This is a genomic window from Neisseria subflava (assembly GCF_024205745.1).
In the GTDB taxonomy this organism is placed as follows: Bacteria; Pseudomonadota; Gammaproteobacteria; order Burkholderiales; family Neisseriaceae; genus Neisseria; species Neisseria flavescens_B.
The window spans coordinates 1,151,929-1,169,357 of record NZ_CP073117.1 but is presented as its reverse complement, the minus strand read 5'-3'; the positions used below and the strand labels follow the sequence as shown (position 1 = coordinate 1,169,357).

The following is a 17,429-nucleotide window of genomic DNA, read 5'->3' as shown; positions in this document are numbered from 1 at the left end:
GCTGTTTTCATCCAAAATCGCTTCTGATTCTACTCAAATACCCCCCTTAATCCTCTTTGAATACCTGATAATCAGGCATCCGGCCGCCTTTTAGGCAGCTACAGGCGCACTTAGCCTGTTGGCGGCTTTCAACAGATTCAAACACATCGCCTTTAGATGGCTTTGTGCACTCACTTTGCTCAGTCCGAAATAGGCTGCCCGGGCGTAGCGGAATTTACGGTGCAACGTACCAAAGCTTTGTTCGACCACATAACGGGTCTTCGACAAATATCGGTTGCGTTTGGTTTGCGCTTCCGTCAGCGGATGTTTACGGTGGGCTTTGCGCATAATGCCGTCCTGCAGTCGACGCTCTTCCAGATATTGACGGTTTTCCGCACTGTCATAGCCTTTATCGGCATAGATAGTCGTGCCTTCGGCTATCCCTTCTAGCAAAGGCGACAGATGTTTGCACTCATGGGCATTGGCGGGGGTAATGTGCAGTTTCTCGATATAGCCTTCCCCATCGGTACGGGTATGTTGTTTGTAACCGAGTTTGTAGAGGCCGTTTTTCTTTATCCAACGGGCATCGCTGTCTTTACTCGGTGTGGTTTGGCTGCTGACTTGTCCTTCTTCATCGACTTCTATGGCCTGGCGCTGTTTGCTGCCGGCGGTCTGGATAATGGTGGCGTCAATGACGGCGGCGGATGCTTTCTCTACTTTTAAGCCTTTTTCGGTCAGTTGGCGGTTGATCAGTTCCAATAATTCGGACAGGGTGTTGTCTTGCGCAAGCCAGTTGCGGTAACGGCATAAGGTGCTGTAATCGGGGATGCTCAGTTCGTCAAAACGGCAAAACAGGTTGAAATCGATGCGGGTGATGAGGCTGTGTTCGAGTTCGGGATCGGAGAGGCTGTGCCATTGTCCGAGCAGGATAGCTTTGAACATGGACAACAGGGGATAGGCGGGACGGCCGCGGTGGTCTCTAAGGTAACGGGTTCTTTGACGATTCAGGTATTGTTCGATCGGCTGCCAATCAATCACCTGATCCAACTTCAATAGTGGGAAACGGTCGATGTGTTTGGCAATCATGGCTTGTGCGGTTTGCTGGAAGAAGGTGCTCATGAGAAATCCCCTAAATGTCTTGGTGGGAATTTAGGGGATTTTGGGGAATTTTGCAAAGGTCTCAGGCCGTCTGAAAATTTTCAGACGGCCTTAAGTTTATTTTACTAATAAAAAAACCTGCCCTTAAGGCAGGTCTTTTTATACATAATCCTGATTATTTATCAGAAGTATGTTGCTGACGGCGCAAGATAGCCGGAATTTCAAAGTCATCCAGTACAGACTGGTTGCTGAAATCAGCCGCAGTCAGATTCATAGAACGGATATTGCGGTTGGTACGAACCAGGCTTTCAGCACTGCTTTGGCTTTGAGCTTGAGGCGCTTCTTCCGCACCGCGTACCAATTGTTGGGTACGGGCAGCAGCGCGCAGTTGGTTGTCAGTACCGTTTTCTTTCAAGCCGGTAGCAATAATGGTAATACGGATAGCGTCTTCGCTCATGCTCTCGTCTTCGGCAGCACCAAATTTGCATTCCACTTCAGGGTGTGCATTTTGGTTGACGATACGCATAATCTCGTTGAACTCAGACATTTTCAGGCAGCCAGGAGCAGTGGTAATGTTTACCAATACACCGCGTGCACCATCCAAAGTAACGTTATCCAAGAGCGGACTGGAGATAGCTTGATCAGTAGCCAAACGGGCACGGTCGATACCTTGCGCGAAACCTGAACCCATCATGGCGATACCGCGATTGCTCATCACGGTTTTCACGTCGGCGAAGTCCAAGTTGATCATGTCGCTAGGGCAAGTCACCACTTCGGAAATACCGGCAACCGCATCACGCAGTACATTGTCGGCCGCACGGAAAGCTTCACGCATGGTCACGTCTTCGCCCAAGGCAGTCATCAATTTGTCATTCGGGATAATAATTAGGGAATCAACGCGCTCTTTAAGCTGATCCAAACCTGCTTGAGCGATGTGTACGCGTTTGCCTTCGTAAGCAAACGGACGGGTCACAACCGCAACGGTCAGGATACCCATTTCTTTAGCGATTTCAGCCACAACAGGAGCAGAGCCGGTACCGGTACCACCACCCATACCGGTAGTAATGAACAGCATGTTCGCACCGCGGATGGCATCTTCGATGGCTTCGCGATCTTCTTGAGCAGCGGCACGGCCGATTTCAGGATTCGCACCGGCACCCAAACCGCGAGTCAGGTTTGTACCCAATTGAATGCGTTTAGCCGCATTGTTTTTAGCCAATGATTGCGCATCAGTATTGGCGCTGATGAACTCAACACCATGGATAGTGTTGGCAACCATGTTGTTGATGGCATTACAGCCGCCGCCACCCAGACCGATAACTTTAATAACAGCAGGGCTCGTTGCTGATTCTGCTACGTCGTAAACAAATTCCATTCAATAATCCTCCGCGCCCCGCTTTATAAGGACGGTTCAAAAATAACTTATTATCCGTATTATATAAGAAGTATCCAGATACTGGCAAAAATCTTCTTACCATTCGGCTGTCGGCGTTATATTTTTACTACATTTTTTAACAGAAAATATACAAGTTTTAAATTACCCACTTGGCAATTATTTAAAACCGTTTAATTTCACTTAAATATTCAGGACAAACGGTTGCTACACTGCCTGCCCTGAAACTTTTATCAGAAATTGTCTCTGAAGAATCTTTGGATTTTTTCCCACAGACCCATTTTTTTGCCTGAATCATTCAGTGCAATCGCACCGGTTCGGCTAGTTTGCTCACCCTCTTCGGCAGCATAGGCCGTCTGAAGCAGGCCGATCGCTGTTGAATAGCGTGGATTGCGGATACGCTCGGATACGCCGCCCATTTCTTGCGGAACACCGATACGCGCCGGCAGGCTGAAGACTTCTTCCGCCAACTCAACAATACCGGTCAACATAGAAGCGCCACCGGTCAAAACGATACCGGAAGTCAGCACTTCTTCTGGGAAGCCGGATCGACGCAATTCGTTCAGCGTCAATTCCAAAATTTCTTCTACGCGTGGGCCGATGATTTCAGCCAATACACGGCGTGAAATTTGACGTGATTGACGGTCGCCAACGCTAGGAACTTCAATCATTTCATCCAAGCCATCCATAGTCGGAATCGCGGCGCCGTAATGGATTTTGATGTACTCAGCGGCACTGTGCGGCGTACGCAAGGCTTGTGCCAAGTCTTTGGTAATCAAATCGCCGGCAACGGGAATAACCGCAGTATGGCGGATGGCGCCATTGGTATAAACCGCGATGTCGGTTGTACCGCCACCGATATCGATGACGCACACACCCAAATCTTTTTCGTCTTCAGTCAAAACGGCGTGACCGCTTGCCAAAGGCTGAAGCATGATTTGATCCATTTGCAGGCCGCAGCGTTGGATACATTTTTGGATATTTTGCAAAGCAGTGTTCGCACCGGTAATGATGTGTACACGGGTATCCAAACGCACGCCGCTCATACCGATAGGCTCTTTCACACCGGGTTGGTTGTCGATGATGTACTCTTGAACCACGGTATGCAAGATGTTGTGATCAGGCGGAATATTGATGGCTTTGGCCGTTTCGATGGCACGATCGATGTCGGCTTGCGATACTTCGCCATCTTTAATTTTGACCACGCCTTGTGAATTCAGGCTGCGGATATGGTTACCGGCAATACCGGTGACGACGTGGGAAATTTTGGTATCTGCCATCAGCTCGGCATCTTCTACCGCCTGACGAATGGCTTGCGCAGTGGCGTCAATATTGGTCACCATACCTGCACGCAAACCGCGTGAAGGGCTTTGACCCAAGCCAACAATGTGGATTTCGTTATCTTCCCGAATCTCACCGATTAAGGCGATGACCTTGGACGTACCAATGTCTAAGGCACTGATATATTTATTTTGTTGTTGTTCCATAATTGCTCGTTCGCTATGTTGTCTGACTGACGGTTTGATTATTTTTGAAACAAGATTGCTTCACGTCTAATCGGCTATTCACTGTCGGAAGGGTTTTCAGACGGCCTGTAACGGACTGAAAAACCATCCTTATAACGCATATCGACATACTCGATATGACTTTGTTTTTTACGCAGCAGCGATGGCCAAATCTGGGCAAACTGCTGCAAACGTTTGATTTCGTTTTCACGCCCCAAGCGCACGGTAATGCCGTTGTTCAATACAAGCAGCCATGCCGAACGCGGCGTGTAGATCAATTCTTTGATGGTCAGTTTCAACGGACTCAAAATACCGGAAAAGTCCGCATAATGTTTGACCATGTCTTTGCCTGTCCCCTGCTGCCCTTCAAATATAGGCAGGTCCTGTTTCAGGCTTGCGGCAAACACATTGCCCTTACTGTCCACCAGGCCGCCAGCGCGCCAGTGTGCAACCGGCACGCGCTCGGTTAGGATAATTTCCACGGTTTCCGGAAAACGGCGGCGTACCATTGCCGAGTCAATCCAAGGCAACTCCTGAAAAGCGGCCTGCGCCGAATCAATATCGGCGCGGAACATATTACCCCTGATATGCTCTCGTGCAACGGTTTGCAATTCTTTGCTGGAAGCATATTTCAGCTTGCCCTGAATGGCAATCTGTTTCACAGGGAAATATTTGGAATTGTAAAGCCAAGCTATGCCCGAACCTATCAGCAGAAAGGTCATCAGCACCAATAGCCGGCGGGTCAACCGACCCAGTGCGCCTGCATCATCCCACATGAGCGGTCTTCAAAATCTCAATACATAAATCAGCAAAATCTACGCCGGTATGGCCTGCAGATTTTGGCACCAAACTGTGGCTGGTCATACCGGGCAAGGTATTGATTTCCAAGAGATACAGTTTACCGTCCGTATCTTTCAGAAAGTCCACGCGCGAACAACCTTCCGCACCAATCGCCTGCGCGCCACGCACGGCGAGTTCGCGCATCAGGTTTTCCTCCGCCTCGCTCAAATCTTCCGACGGGCATTGATAAACCGTATCATCGCGGTTGTATTTGGCTTCGTAGTCGTAAAACTCAGTAGCCGGAATAATATGAATGCTCGGCAGACCTTTGCCGTTCAATACCGGGCAAGAATACTCGCCGCCGCCGATAAAGCGTTCGGCAATGATTTCGCCCTGCAAGTGTTTCAATTCTTCGTAAACACTTTTCAGACGGCCTTTTTCCTTTACTTTTACCACACCCACGCTGCTGCCTTCAGCTGCAGGTTTCACAAACATCGGCAAGCCCAATTTCTCTTCAACAGCATTAAAGTCGCTGTCATCATGCAATACGGAAAATTCAGGAACAGGCAAACCCAAGGCCTGCCAAATTAGTTTGCAGCGGTATTTATCCATACCCAGCGCAGAAGCGGCCACGCCGCTGCCGGTGTAAGGAATACCCATCAGTTCCAACGCGCCTTGAATCGCGCCATCTTCGCCGAAAGTGCCGTGCAGAATATTGAAGGCCGTCTGAAAACCTTGTGTTTTCAACTCAGACAACGGGGTTTCTTTGGGGTCGAACGCATGGGCATCGACCCCTTTGCTTTTCAAGGCAGCCAAAATAGCAGCGCCGCTATCCAGCGAAACTTCGCGCTCGCTGGAGAAGCCACCCATCAACACGGCCACTTTGCCAAAATTCTGCATAATTTCCACTTTCTTAAATACTGATACAGGCCGTCTGAATATTATTCAGACGACCTATCTGTCCTCAAAGGCCAATATGCCTGTTTATTATGATTGTTTCGACAATTCCACCAATGCAGACGGAACGCGGTTGATGCTGCCGGCACCCATATTCAGAACTACATCGCCGTCTTGCAAAACATTCAGCAGCATTTGCGGCAGGTCGGCAACATTTTCGCAGTAAATAGGCTCAAGTTTGCCCAATACGCGGATGGCGCGCGCCAAGGCGCGGGAATCGGCTGCGGCAATCGGCTCTTCGCCTGCGGCATAAACTTCGGTCAACACCAGCGCATCAACGGTATTGAGGACTTTAGTAAAGTCTTCAAACAAATCGCGTGTACGGGTATAGCGGTGTGGTTGGAAAGCCAAGACCAAGCGTTTTTCAGGGTATGCACCGCGCGCGGCGGAAAGGGTTGCCGCCATTTCGACAGGATGGTGGCCATAATCGTCCACCAGCAAAGCGGTTCCGCCGTTTGGCAATTTGATGTCGCCATATTTTTGGAAGCGGCGGCCGACGCCTTCAAAGCCAAGCAAGCCTTTTTGGATCGCTTCAACCGATGCGCCAACTTCCAGCGCAACGCCAATAGCCGCCAACGCATTGAGGACGTTGTGGCGGCCTGGCATATTCAAAACAACCTCAAACGGCTCTTGCTCATGTCCTTTCATTTGAACATGAACGGTAAATTTCATTTGCGCGCCGATGTTTTCAATATCGGTTGCGTAGATATCGGCAGTATCGTCCAAGCCGTAAGTAGCATAAGGTTTGCTCACTTTGGGCAAAATCGCGCGGACGTGTTCGCTGTCGATACACAAAAACGCTTTGCCGTAGAACGGCATACGGTGGATGAAATCGACAAATGCCTGATGCAGTTTCTCAACGCTGTGGCCGTAAGTGTCCATGTGGTCTTCGTCGATATTGGTCACAACGGACATAATCGGGGTCAGGTACAGGAAAGAAGCATCGGATTCGTCGGCTTCTGCGACGATGTATTCGCCTTTACCCAAACGGGCGTTGGTACCTGCGGCATTGAGCTTGCCACCGATAACAAAAGTAGGGTCAAGACCTGCTGCGCCGAGAATAGAAGCGGTCAGGCTGGTTGTCGTGGTTTTGCCGTGCGTACCGGCAATGGCGATGCCGTCACGGAAGCGCATCAATTCTGCCAACATCAGCGCGCGCGGAATCACGGGAATCTGCTGCTCCAACGCGGCAACAACTTCAGGATTGTCTTTTTTAACGGCAGTAGAGGTAACAACCACATCGGCACCGTTGACATGTTCGGCAGTATGGCCGGGGTAAACTTGGATGCCGAGAGCGCTCAAATGCTCAGTAACGGCGTTACGCGCCTGATCCGAACCGGAAACTTTAAAGCCCAAATTGTGTAAAACTTCGGCAATACCGCTCATGCCGACACCGCCGATTCCGACAAAATGGATGTTGGTAACTCGATTTTTCATCATAACGTTGCGTTCCGGTTGGTTTTTAGTGCGTAAAGGCGTTATTTTAAAGGGCTATCCGCTTCTGCGCTATGCTTTTATTGTAAAGGAATTTTAACAAAAGCAATAAAGGCCGTCTGAAACGCCTTTAATCAACTTTTCAGACGGCCTTTAATCGAAGTCTGCCTGCTTATTCAGTACAGGATATGGCAATTTCCGCCACATCGTCCGCACTGTGCGGCAACGCCAAGGTACGGGCATTTTTCGCCCATTTCAGGCATTTTTCACGGTTCAATCCACCAAGGATTTCGGCTAGTTTTTCTGCCGTCAGTTGAGTTTGCGGCAACAGCAAACCAGCTTCGGCCTGCACCATAAAGCGCGCATTAGCTGTTTGATGGTCGTCCACTGCGTGCGGATACGGCACCAACAATGCACCCAAACCGGCAGCCGTCAGCTCGGCAATCGTCAGCGCGCCGGCACGACAAATCACCAAATCGGCATCGCGGTAGGCGGATACCATATCGGTAATAAATTCGACGCACTCAGCTTGCACACCCAACGCATCGTAATCCGCCTGCAGGTTGCCCAATTTATTGCGGCCGGACTGATGATACATTTGCGGACGGGCAGCCTCAGGCAACAATGCCAAAGCTTGCGGAACGGTTTTGTTCAACACATCTGCACCCAAACTGCCGCCCACCACCAAAACTTTCAGACGGCCCTGGCGGTTTTCAAAGCGTTCTTCAGGAACAGGCAATGCCGCAATATCGGCACGGACAGGGTTACCCACCAATCCGCCTTCATGTTGAAAGGCTTTGGGGAAAGCATACAGAACACGTTTTGCCCAACGCGACAGTTGGCGGTTGGACAAACCGGCTACGGCGTTTTGCTCGTGAATCACAATCGGCACACCGGAAATTTTTGCCGCCAAGCCGCCGGGGAAAGTAACGAAACCGCCAAAACCGATCACACACTCGACACGGTGTTTCTTAATAATCTGCTGCGCCGCACGGACGGTTTTATACAGCGTAAACGGCAACATCAGCTTGCGCTTAACACCGTTGCCGCGGATGCCTTTAATGGCCAGCGTTTCCAAGCGTATGCCGTATTGCGGCACGATACGCTCTTCCATCGAATCCTGACTGCCCAGCCAAATCACATGATGGCCGCGCTTTTGCAGCGACTCGGCAACCGCCAATGCAGGGAAAATATGACCGCCCGTACCGCCGGCCATCAGCATAAAAGTTTTACCGCTCATGGTTTTACTCCACCGAATAACCGCGCATTTTTTGGCGGTTTTCATAATCAATGCGCAATAACAAAGTAACGCACACCAGCATGATAAAGACAGCCGAACCGCCGTAAGACATAAACGGCAAAGTCAGGCCTTTAGTGGGTAGGATACCGATGTTTACACCGATATTGAAGAAACTTTGAATACCAATCCAAATACCGATACCGTTGGCAATGTACGCGCTGAACATTAAGCCCGAATCACGCGCCTGCTTGCCGATGGAAAACGCACGCCACACCAGCCAGCCGTAGCAGAACACCAAAACCAGCATCCCGACAAAGCCAAATTCCTCGCCGATAACGGCAAAAATAAAGTCCGTATGCGCTTCAGGCAGGTAGAAACGTTTTTCCAAACTCGCACCCAAGCCCTCGCCAAACCAGCCGCCGCGCGCAATCGCCATTAAGGAATGCGTCAGCTGATAGCCTTTACCCAAAGGGTCGCTCCAAGGGTCCAAAAACGCCGCCACACGCGCCATACGGTAAGGCGCGGCTAAAATCAACAAGCCCATACCGCTCACAACGGTCGCCACCAATACGGCAAAATACTTCCATGGGAAGCCTGCCAAAAACAGCATACCCATGGTAATCACGACAATCACGACAAACGAGCCAAAGTCCGGCTGACCCATAATCAAAACCAAACCGACCGCCACCAACATAATCGGCAGAATCAAGGTCTTAAACTTGCGGAAGCGTTCCTTTACCCTTACCCGAGCTTCACTTTTAAAAGGACTGCACACCAAATCGCCAATACCGGTAAACAAAGACGACCAACCCAAAGAATCCAAATCGCGCAACATTTCTTCACGGCGCGTAAACAGGCTGGACAAATACAAGACCGTCGCCAATTTGAAAAATTCAGTCGGTTGCAAGTTGAGTGGTCCGATATGAATCCAGCGTGTCGCGCCGTTAATCTCGCGGCCGACAAACAAAACCAGCAACAACAGCAAACCCGAAACAGCAAAATAAAACGGAATAATCCGCCGCCAGAAGCTCATTTTCAGCAGGAAAAGCGGCAAGCATATGGCCACCGTAAACAGGATAAACATTGCCTGCTTAGACACAAAAGAAAACTGGCTACCCCCTTCAGATGCCGCATACGCAATAGAAGCCGAATAAATCATAATCAGGCTGAAGACCGTCATTAAGACGACCATCCACAAGAGAGAAACATCAAACTTCCGACCATCGCGCGCAATCGGCCGGTCAAGCATTTTGGAAAGACTAATCATGAAAACATCCGTAACGGCTTGAATAAAATATTCAGACGGCCTGCTAATTGGGCAAGAGGCCGTCTGAAAAAATGAATTAACGTTATTTTAAAGGTTTATTTCCAAACCAACAATTCAGAATCTTTAAAGATGCCGGATTCCGACGTTCTTTGCGCCCTCCCCTACCCTTTGATACCGGCAAAAGGTCGTCTGAAAACGCTTTTATGTTCTCAGACAGCCTTGTATAAATCTTTTCTTCAGGAAAATAGGCTACTTTTTATCAAATGCAAACCCTAAGCCAACTGCGGTATTTCCGCCCACGGCTGTATCTGTTCCAACTGCGCGGCGAGGCTAAGCAGCGTGTCTTCGCGTCCGTGAGCGGCGGCAAACTGAGTACCGATGGGCAGCCCGTTATGCCGGTAAAGCGGCACGCTCATGGCGGGGTTGCCGCTCATGTTCAGCGGCGACGTATAACCGACGTATTGCAGCGCGGCGGCGGCTTCTTTTTCTAAAAACGGGTTGTTTTTCAACAGAAAACCCAAGCGCAGCGTGCCAAACAGCAGGCGCATGGCTTTTTGCGCGGCGGGTGGCGGCATCATCTCGCCGATTTTCGGCGTGGTGCGCGGGCAGACGGGCGTCATCAACACGTCGTAGCGCGTAAAAAATGCTTTGGCGGCACGTTCCTGCGCCAACATCACGTCGCGCGCCCAAGCCATTTCGCCCGCGCTGATTTGCCGCCCCTGCACAATCATTGCCCACGTTGTCGGCTCAAGCAGGCGGTGCGGCAGTTTTTGTCCGGTTTCGTATTGATATTGGTAGAACAGTTTTGCCGTTTCGCCCATGACGATGATGCGGGTGGCGCGGTTTAATTGTTCGGGCGGCGCAAAATCGGGGGTGGCTTCTTCCAATTCGTGTCCCGCGTTTTGCATCAGTTTCAAACTATGGGCGAACGCGGCTTCCGTGCCTTCGTCGTTGCCGCCGCCAAACCATGTCTGTTTCCAAAAAGCGATTTTCAGACGACCTGTTTCTTGTTTCAGTCTGTCTGCAAAACCGTTTTCGGGCGGCGGCGGGCAGGCATACAGGGCGCGGGCTTGGGTTTTGGCGGCGATGTCCAGCAAAACCGCGCTGTCGCGCACGCTGCGGGTCAACACATGGTCGCATACCAAACCTTGCCATGCCTCCGATGCGTTCGGCGCGTAACTGCTGCGGCCGCGCGTGGGTTTCAGCCCGAACACGCCGCAGTTGTGCGCGGGTAAGCGGATGGAGCCGCCGCCGTCGCTGCCGTGCGCTGCGGGGACGACGCCCGAAGCCACTGCCGCCGCCGCGCCTCCGCTGCTGCCGCCAGCGGTGTAATCCAAATGCCACGGATTGCGCGTGATGCCGTAAATTTCTATTTCGGTAACGGGATACGCGCCCCATTCGGGCGTGGTGGTTTTGCCGAACACGCGCAGCCCCGCATCGAGATAGGCTTGGGTCAAATCGCTGTTTTGCTTAGCAATGTAATGCTGCATCATGCGCGAACCCGACCATGTCGGCGCGCCTTCCCAATCCGCCAGCAGGTCTTTGAGCAAAAACGGCACGCCCGCCAGCGGCGTATCGGCATTTTCAGACGACCCCTGCCACGCCGCCGCGCGTTCGCGCAAATCGTGCGCCAACAGATTGAGCTTGGGATTGACTTCGTCCAAGCGGTTTAAAGCAGCCTGCAACACTTCATCAGCGGACACTTCTTTTTTGCGGATCAGCTCTGCCAAACCGACGGCATCGTAACGGATGTAGTCTTGAAAATTCATGGGTTTTCCTTTCGGATTGATAAACACACGTTTTGTCGGTCAGGCATGGCTGCCCGCCTTTTCGCCGTTTGCCCGCATAGGCAATTTTTAAGAAACAGTAACACCGGATAAAGGCAAAGAACAAGTTTGCCGTTGCTGCAAAAAGGTCGTCTGAAACTGCCTTAACGTTTTCAGACGACCTTTGAGGCAATGACGCACAAGGTTTACGGCAGAATCTCAATTTCCGCATTGTGTTTCACGCTGCGGTAGAGTTCGTCGATTTCCTCGTCCGTTACCGCGATGCAGCCGTTGGTCCAGTCTTTTTGCAGGTGTTTTTTGCCGATAAAACCCCAGCCGTTTTTCATGCCGTGGATTTTAATCAGCCCGCCCGGACTTTTGCCTTGTGCCGCCGCGTAGGCTTTGTCGGCTTCGTTGGGGTAGGAAACGCCGAGGTTTTTATGATAGCCGCTGTTGGGATTACGTTCATTGATGCGGTACTTCCCTTCGGGCGTTTTGCCGTCGCCTTCAAACTGTTTATGCCCGACCGGTTGCTTGCCCAACGAAATGGGATAGATTTTCAGCAACTTGCCTTGCGAGTACGCCGACATGGTGCGTTTGCTTTTATACACGACCAATCTGTCGATAACCGCATTTTCAGGCAACGGCGCTTCGCTTGGCGTGGTAACAGTTGTCGTGGAACGAATCGGCGCGACAAACCAAAACACCGAAGCGGCGACAGCCAAAAGCACAGCTGCCGCCACGCCGATTTTCAACCCGACTTTCATCTTTCAGACGGCCTTACAAAGCCTTAAACGCTTCAATAAACACTTCCGAACGGTGCGCATAGCCTTTAAACATATCAAAGCTCGCACAAGCTGGGCTGAGCAACACGATATCACCCGCTTCGGCTTGGGCGTATGCCGTCTGAACCGCTTCTTCCAAAGTGGCGCAGTCGGTCATATTCAGACCGCAGCCGTCCAAATCGCGGCGGATTTGCGGCGCATCGACGCCGATCAGGAACACGCCTTTTGCCTTGCCGGCAAGCGTGTCGCGCAGGGGCGTGAAGTCCTGCCCTTTGCCCATACCGCCCAAAATCACGAAGAGCGGATTTTGCAAACCGGCAATCGCGGCGGCGGTCGCGCCGACGTTCGTGCCTTTGCTGTCGTCGATGAACACCACGCCGTTTTTCTCGCCGATTTTTTCCACGCGGTGCGGCAGGCCTTGGAAGGTTTTGACGTGTTCGAGCAACTCGTCTCGTGGCAAGCCAATGGCCTCACACAAAGCAACGACAGCCATGACGTTGGCAGCGTTGTGCAAGCCTTGCAGCGGAATGTCTTGCGTAGCAATCAAATCTTCATTACCTTGTTTCAGGTGGCCTGTCTCGCGCTCCAACCAAAAATCGGCTTTATGTTCCAACGAAAACCATTTCACCTCGCGCCCGGCGCGTTTCATGGCGTGGCAGAACACATCGTCCGCATTCAAAACCTGCACGCCATCGCCACGGAAAATCTTATCCTTGGTATGCGCGTAATCGAGCAAGTCGTCGTAGCGGTCGAGATGGTCTTCGGAAATGTTCAGCACCGTCGCCGCAGTCGGGCGCAGGCTTTCAGTGTTTTCGAGTTGGAAGCTGGAAAGCTCCAACACCCACACGTCCGCCTTTTTGCCTTCGCGCTGCAATTCCGCTTCCAAAACCGGCGTGCCGATATTGCCCGCGATGACAGTATCCAGCCCGCACTTGATGCAGAGATAGCCGACCAAGCTCGTTACCGTGGTTTTGCCGTTGCTACCCGTGATCGCAATCACCTTGTCGCCGCGGCGGTTCACAATATCCGCCAGCAATTCGATGTCGCCCAACACGCGCCCGCCGTTTTGCTTGAACGCCTCAATATCCGGCTGCCGCTCGCTGATGCCGGGACTGAGCGCCAAAATATCGAAACCGTTGTTCAGCGCATCTTTCAGATGGCCCGTGTAAAACACCAGCCCGTCAAACATCTTACCGATTTGCGACACGCGCTCAGCTTTCAGCTCCGCATCATACGCAGCCACCTCCGCACCGTTTTTGCGCAGATAGGCAATCATGGAAATACCCGTACCACCAAGCCCGGCAACGAGGATTTTTTTATTTTGAAAAGTCATTTTGGTTTTGTCCTAAGTTTTTTCAGACGATGTTTTATTTCTTTCTCGGTTTTGCCTGACGATAGCCGTTACCGACATTTTTACCTGTATTGATACAAATGCGCCCTTCACATATGTAGGCATCCGACTCAGCAAATGCTTTGGCAGTTTCAATGGCATGTTCATAACTCTCCAATTCCGCACGCCTATCAGCCAAATCAACAACCGTATATCGCACCACCACAAACAATATAATGACAGCAATAGCTAATACTACGCCTATGCCGATATACCAGCTTTTGATAATTTTATTGAGTTTTCCCACTTCACGATTTAATTCATCAACTGCCTTCTTATACCCTTCACTTGCTAAGCCCAACGACTGCTCAGTTTCTTGACGGATAGTTTTCCCTGCATTGTCAACTATATTACCAACCTGTCGTCTGAATCGGTCAGACTCCTCCGACAAAGCACGCTGTTGCTCATTAATTCGGCCATCAATTTTTCGCCCCTGTTCGATAACGTCCGCCCGCAACATTACCAACACCTTTATAGCCTCATCAAATTTCTTATCGTCCATTTAAACCTTCCCCAATATACGGATTTAAAGCGTTCTGACCATTGCACGGCTTGAATGTACCAACTCCTGTTGCCGCTCCAATTCCTGCTGTTCTTTATATTCAGCCAACAGATTTTCTCCCTGCCTCAGCATACGCTGACCTTCTTCCGACTGCGCCAGACTTTTACCTAACATATCTAACTGACTGCTGTCCGCAGACAAAACTGCAGCGTATAAATCACTACCGTTCAAATTATTCCAGTCAGGCAAATTATAGTTGAAAGAGGACTCATCTTGAATTTGTTTGATAGGCTCTCCATTTATATCAGTAACCGTCTCACTTTCCACTGGCAAACCACGCTCATCTTGACGCAAATAATCAGTATTTACCGTCTTGATAGTTTCATTTTTTTCGTCGTAAGTTTTGACTGTTTTACCTATAAGGTTGCCATCTTGGTCGTAATGATTGGTTTGAGAATTGATGGGATTAGGTACAGAAACAAACATTGACTCACCGATATAATCAGGTCTTATTGGCTCATTATGAAATTTACTGACTATTTCGTTGGACATCGTTACAGCCAAATATTCAGGAGCGTTATAAAATTTATGTTTCTCGTCACCTGATGCAAAAGGCTTATTATAACTGTCCATTTCAACATCAGATTTTGCCAAATTAGGATCAGTTGCATGAACCAACTCATGAAACAAAACATTAGCAGCAGATTGGACTCCTAATGAAACTTTTTTCCCATTAATTTCAGAAAAAATCTCTGCCGATTGATTAGGGTTCCAAAAGATAATCCCATCAGTATTATTGGGTCTTAGTGGATAAAAAGTGTTATCTCCCTCTTTAAAGATTACGATATGAACACCCATATCAGAAGCCTTTTGAATCAGTGAATTAGCTTTTTCATTTTGCTGCAAATATTGCAAAGCCAAGTCTAATTTTTTGACATCATCCAAATCCGCAGGCATTAAAGCATTGACTTTTGTTTTATCAAACTCTTTCGACTTATTACTGTAAGCGTTATTTTCTATTAAAACTCTCCCAAAAGTTTCCTTATTTTGCACACTGGCAACAAAACCTTTTTTATTAAAATCCACACTGCTTGTCATAAATAGCTCCAACCTAAATTAATTATTTTAGGATATTTTGATTTGGATCGATCATATTAAATAACTCTTTTAATCCTTTTGAATCCAATAAAATCAAAAATCTCTCATCATTCTTAATAATTTTACTGAATAAAAAAGCTTCTCCCACTGCTGCCTCTCGAGTAAGTATTTGGACAGAATGGGTGTTATACTTAATTTCAATCAATATCAAATATACTGAATCAAATTGATCATAGGGATTTAATGTACTTTTAATTCTATTAAAACCAGAGAAAAAATGAGAATAGTCTTTTGGTTCTAAACGGTAATGGACAGATTTTGTACCAAATAAGTCTTTATAACCCAAACCTTCCCCTACTCTTTGTTTAATTTGCTCAGCAGTAGAAATGGGTGAAAATGATTCAACAAATCCATAAAGAGCATATACGTCGATAGATTTAACACCCTCACTAGGAATTTGTATCACCTCATCTAATTTTTTTGCATTCTTAGCAAAATAAGTATTCATATTCATATTATGCAACTCCTGTTTTTTCGAAATGTTCACATCTTTTACCAAAGTTTCTGTTTGGCAAGCTGATAATGTTATACAAAAACTAATTCCAAGTAGAAATCTCAACATAACTATCCTTTCTTATATCTTTTCCACAATTTTAAAAATATACGTAACTGGAACTTTAGAAATTTCCTCTCTATTCAATTCAGCATTTTACCTACTAATCTTAGACCACGATAACTACACATTCGTTTTCACAGCCTTTGATAAAAAACGACTTTGCCGTTTTAGGACTGGTAAGGAAAGAATGGTTATATACCTGCTGTCTAAATAAACCATGACCATAGCTCGGATTCTTGAATCTGAAATTTTAATATTCCCACGACAAGAGAAATAGAAACAGCGGCAATATCGGATGTTTTATCGGATACAAGTACCCTATTTACATCGAAACATGGTTTTCAGACGACCTCAAACGTTGTCTGAAAAGCAAATTCTATCCCTATTACCGCAAGACGGCTATTTCATTCCCCCCTCGGAATCCGCTCCCCACTGACGTACCAGTTCGCAAAACGCCTGCGCGTATCCTGCGTCGTGTTTTTGTTTGGCACGGATAAAGTTTTGGATGCGGGCGTAGTCGTGCAGGAAGGCGCGACAGCGGACAAGACGGTAGGCGTTTTCTTCGAGGAGTCCGTGCAACAGGGCTTCGGCGGCGGTGTTGCGCGCTTCGACGAGGGTTGTGAGGCTGTGACTGCCTTGCAGGTAGCCGTGCAGCAGGTTTTGTGCAGCGGGATTTTGGGAAACGGTATAGCTTTCTATGCCGCCGTCGGCGCGACTGCGGATGCTGAGGTTACCTGAAAGTCCGTGTTTTTTGAAATATGCGGCAATGTCAGCATAATCGGCCAAATCGGTATCGGACTGCATTGCCGCCTGCCCGAGCCACTGTCGTGCGTTGTACAGGTGCGGGTCGGCGTTTTCGGTTTCGATAAAGCGCAGGGTGAAGTTGTCGAAAGTCTGACGGGCGGAATGTTTGGTGTTGCGGTAGCCGGTTATGGCGACGATGGCGGCGATGGTGATGGAAATGACGGCGGTCAAATCGGCAAGGGCTAGAGTTTCGGTAATCTGCATGGCAGTGTCCTGGGATATATAGGTTGGAATAAGGAAGCCGTTTTTCAGACGGCCTTATGCTTCAAAATAACCGTCCACGCCGTATTGCTTTAAGACGTTTTTCAGTTCGGGGATGCGGATGGTGGGATCGACCGCCATCGGCGGCATGGGCGGTTCTACGCCTTCTTCGTTTTGGTTGCGCATCCAGTCCGCCATCGCAAAAATACGGATGAGGACTGGCTCGGCGAGGTCTTTGCTGATTTCCAGTTCGTTCATGGCTTGGGCGAAGCAGGCGACCCATTCGTCGCGTACCTGCATATTCACGGCAAAGGGCATGTGGCGCGCCCGCAGCATGGGATGGCCGTATTTCTGCTCGAACAAGGGTGGGCCGCCTAGCCAGCCGCTGAAAAATTCGTAGAGTTTTTCGCGAATCAGCGTCATGTCTTCGCCGTGCATTTGGCGCAAGGCTTGGTATTGCGGCTCGAGTTCCATCAAGTCGTAGAAACGGTCGGTCAGGGTGCGGATGCCGGTTGCGCCGCCAAAAGATTGGTACATGTTTGGGGACTTTCTGTGTGGATTATTGCGGGATTTATTTTGAGACGTAGGATTCAGGCAAGCATGCTTACCTTACA

General features: G+C 49.3%; 16 protein-coding genes. All 16 read right to left on the bottom strand.

The window, feature by feature from the left end; genetic code table 11:
• Positions 1–90 precede the first annotated feature (90 nt).
• Positions 91–1,098: an IS5 family transposase gene (locus KCG55_RS05735; RefSeq protein ID WP_254322294.1), complete on the bottom strand. Its 1,008-nt coding sequence runs from the start codon at positions 1,096–1,098 to the stop codon at positions 91–93.
• Positions 1,099–1,252: 154 nt separating this feature from the next.
• Positions 1,253–2,452, bottom strand: coding sequence for a cell division protein FtsZ (gene ftsZ, locus KCG55_RS05730; protein ID WP_063076120.1), 1,200 nt, complete (start codon positions 2,450–2,452; stop codon positions 1,253–1,255).
• A 251-nt stretch (positions 2,453–2,703) separates the two neighbouring features.
• Positions 2,704–3,957, bottom strand: coding sequence for a cell division protein FtsA (gene ftsA, locus KCG55_RS05725; protein ID WP_254322292.1), 1,254 nt, complete (start codon positions 3,955–3,957; stop codon positions 2,704–2,706).
• 74 nt (positions 3,958–4,031) lie between these two features.
• On the bottom strand, positions 4,032–4,751 hold the full coding sequence (locus KCG55_RS05720) for a cell division protein FtsQ/DivIB (protein WP_254322290.1): 720 nt from the start codon (positions 4,749–4,751) through the stop codon (positions 4,032–4,034).
• A complete protein-coding gene (locus KCG55_RS05715) occupies positions 4,741–5,655 on the bottom strand; it encodes a D-alanine--D-alanine ligase (RefSeq protein WP_254322288.1) in 915 nt (304 codons plus the stop codon). Before KCG55_RS05715 ends, KCG55_RS05720 begins: the two co-directional genes overlap by 11 nt.
• Before the next feature lie 87 nt (positions 5,656–5,742).
• Positions 5,743–7,152, bottom strand: a complete 1,410-nt coding sequence (gene murC, locus KCG55_RS05710; protein WP_063076123.1) for a UDP-N-acetylmuramate--L-alanine ligase — start codon at positions 7,150–7,152, stop codon at positions 5,743–5,745.
• Positions 7,153–7,318: 166 nt separating this feature from the next.
• Entirely contained in the window at positions 7,319–8,386 is a 1,068-nt protein-coding gene (murG, locus tag KCG55_RS05705) for an undecaprenyldiphospho-muramoylpentapeptide beta-N-acetylglucosaminyltransferase (RefSeq protein ID WP_254322286.1), read from the bottom strand.
• Positions 8,387–8,390: 4 nt separating this feature from the next.
• Positions 8,391–9,653: an FtsW/RodA/SpoVE family cell cycle protein gene (locus KCG55_RS05700; RefSeq protein WP_070633173.1), complete on the bottom strand. Its 1,263-nt coding sequence runs from the start codon at positions 9,651–9,653 to the stop codon at positions 8,391–8,393.
• Between the two features lie 272 nt (positions 9,654–9,925).
• A complete protein-coding gene (locus tag KCG55_RS05695) occupies positions 9,926–11,422 on the bottom strand; it encodes an amidase (RefSeq protein ID WP_254322285.1) in 1,497 nt (498 codons plus the stop codon).
• Positions 11,423–11,625: 203 nt separating this feature from the next.
• On the bottom strand, positions 11,626–12,186 hold the full coding sequence (locus KCG55_RS05690) for a L,D-transpeptidase family protein (protein WP_254322283.1): 561 nt from the start codon (positions 12,184–12,186) through the stop codon (positions 11,626–11,628).
• A 13-nt stretch (positions 12,187–12,199) separates the two neighbouring features.
• Positions 12,200–13,537, bottom strand: a complete 1,338-nt coding sequence (gene murD, locus KCG55_RS05685; RefSeq protein WP_254322281.1) for a UDP-N-acetylmuramoyl-L-alanine--D-glutamate ligase — start codon at positions 13,535–13,537, stop codon at positions 12,200–12,202.
• A 34-nt stretch (positions 13,538–13,571) separates the two neighbouring features.
• The gene (locus tag KCG55_RS05680; protein ID WP_003685875.1) at positions 13,572–14,096 is read right to left on the bottom strand and encodes a hypothetical protein; all 525 of its coding nucleotides are present in this window, start codon (positions 14,094–14,096) and stop codon (positions 13,572–13,574) included.
• Positions 14,097–14,120: 24 nt separating this feature from the next.
• Positions 14,121–15,194 (bottom strand): hypothetical protein, encoded by a 1,074-nt coding sequence (locus KCG55_RS05675; protein ID WP_003685836.1) that lies wholly within the window; start codon positions 15,192–15,194, stop codon positions 14,121–14,123.
• Positions 15,195–15,216: 22 nt separating this feature from the next.
• Positions 15,217–15,708: a hypothetical protein gene (locus KCG55_RS05670; protein ID WP_156474284.1), complete on the bottom strand. Its 492-nt coding sequence runs from the start codon at positions 15,706–15,708 to the stop codon at positions 15,217–15,219.
• A gap of 501 nt (positions 15,709–16,209) precedes the next feature.
• Positions 16,210–16,818 (bottom strand): DUF4760 domain-containing protein, encoded by a 609-nt coding sequence (locus KCG55_RS05665; protein ID WP_254322279.1) that lies wholly within the window; start codon positions 16,816–16,818, stop codon positions 16,210–16,212.
• Positions 16,819–16,872: 54 nt separating this feature from the next.
• The gene (locus tag KCG55_RS05660; RefSeq protein ID WP_254322278.1) at positions 16,873–17,352 is read right to left on the bottom strand and encodes a group II truncated hemoglobin; all 480 of its coding nucleotides are present in this window, start codon (positions 17,350–17,352) and stop codon (positions 16,873–16,875) included.
• Between the last annotated feature and the right edge of the window lie 77 nt (positions 17,353–17,429).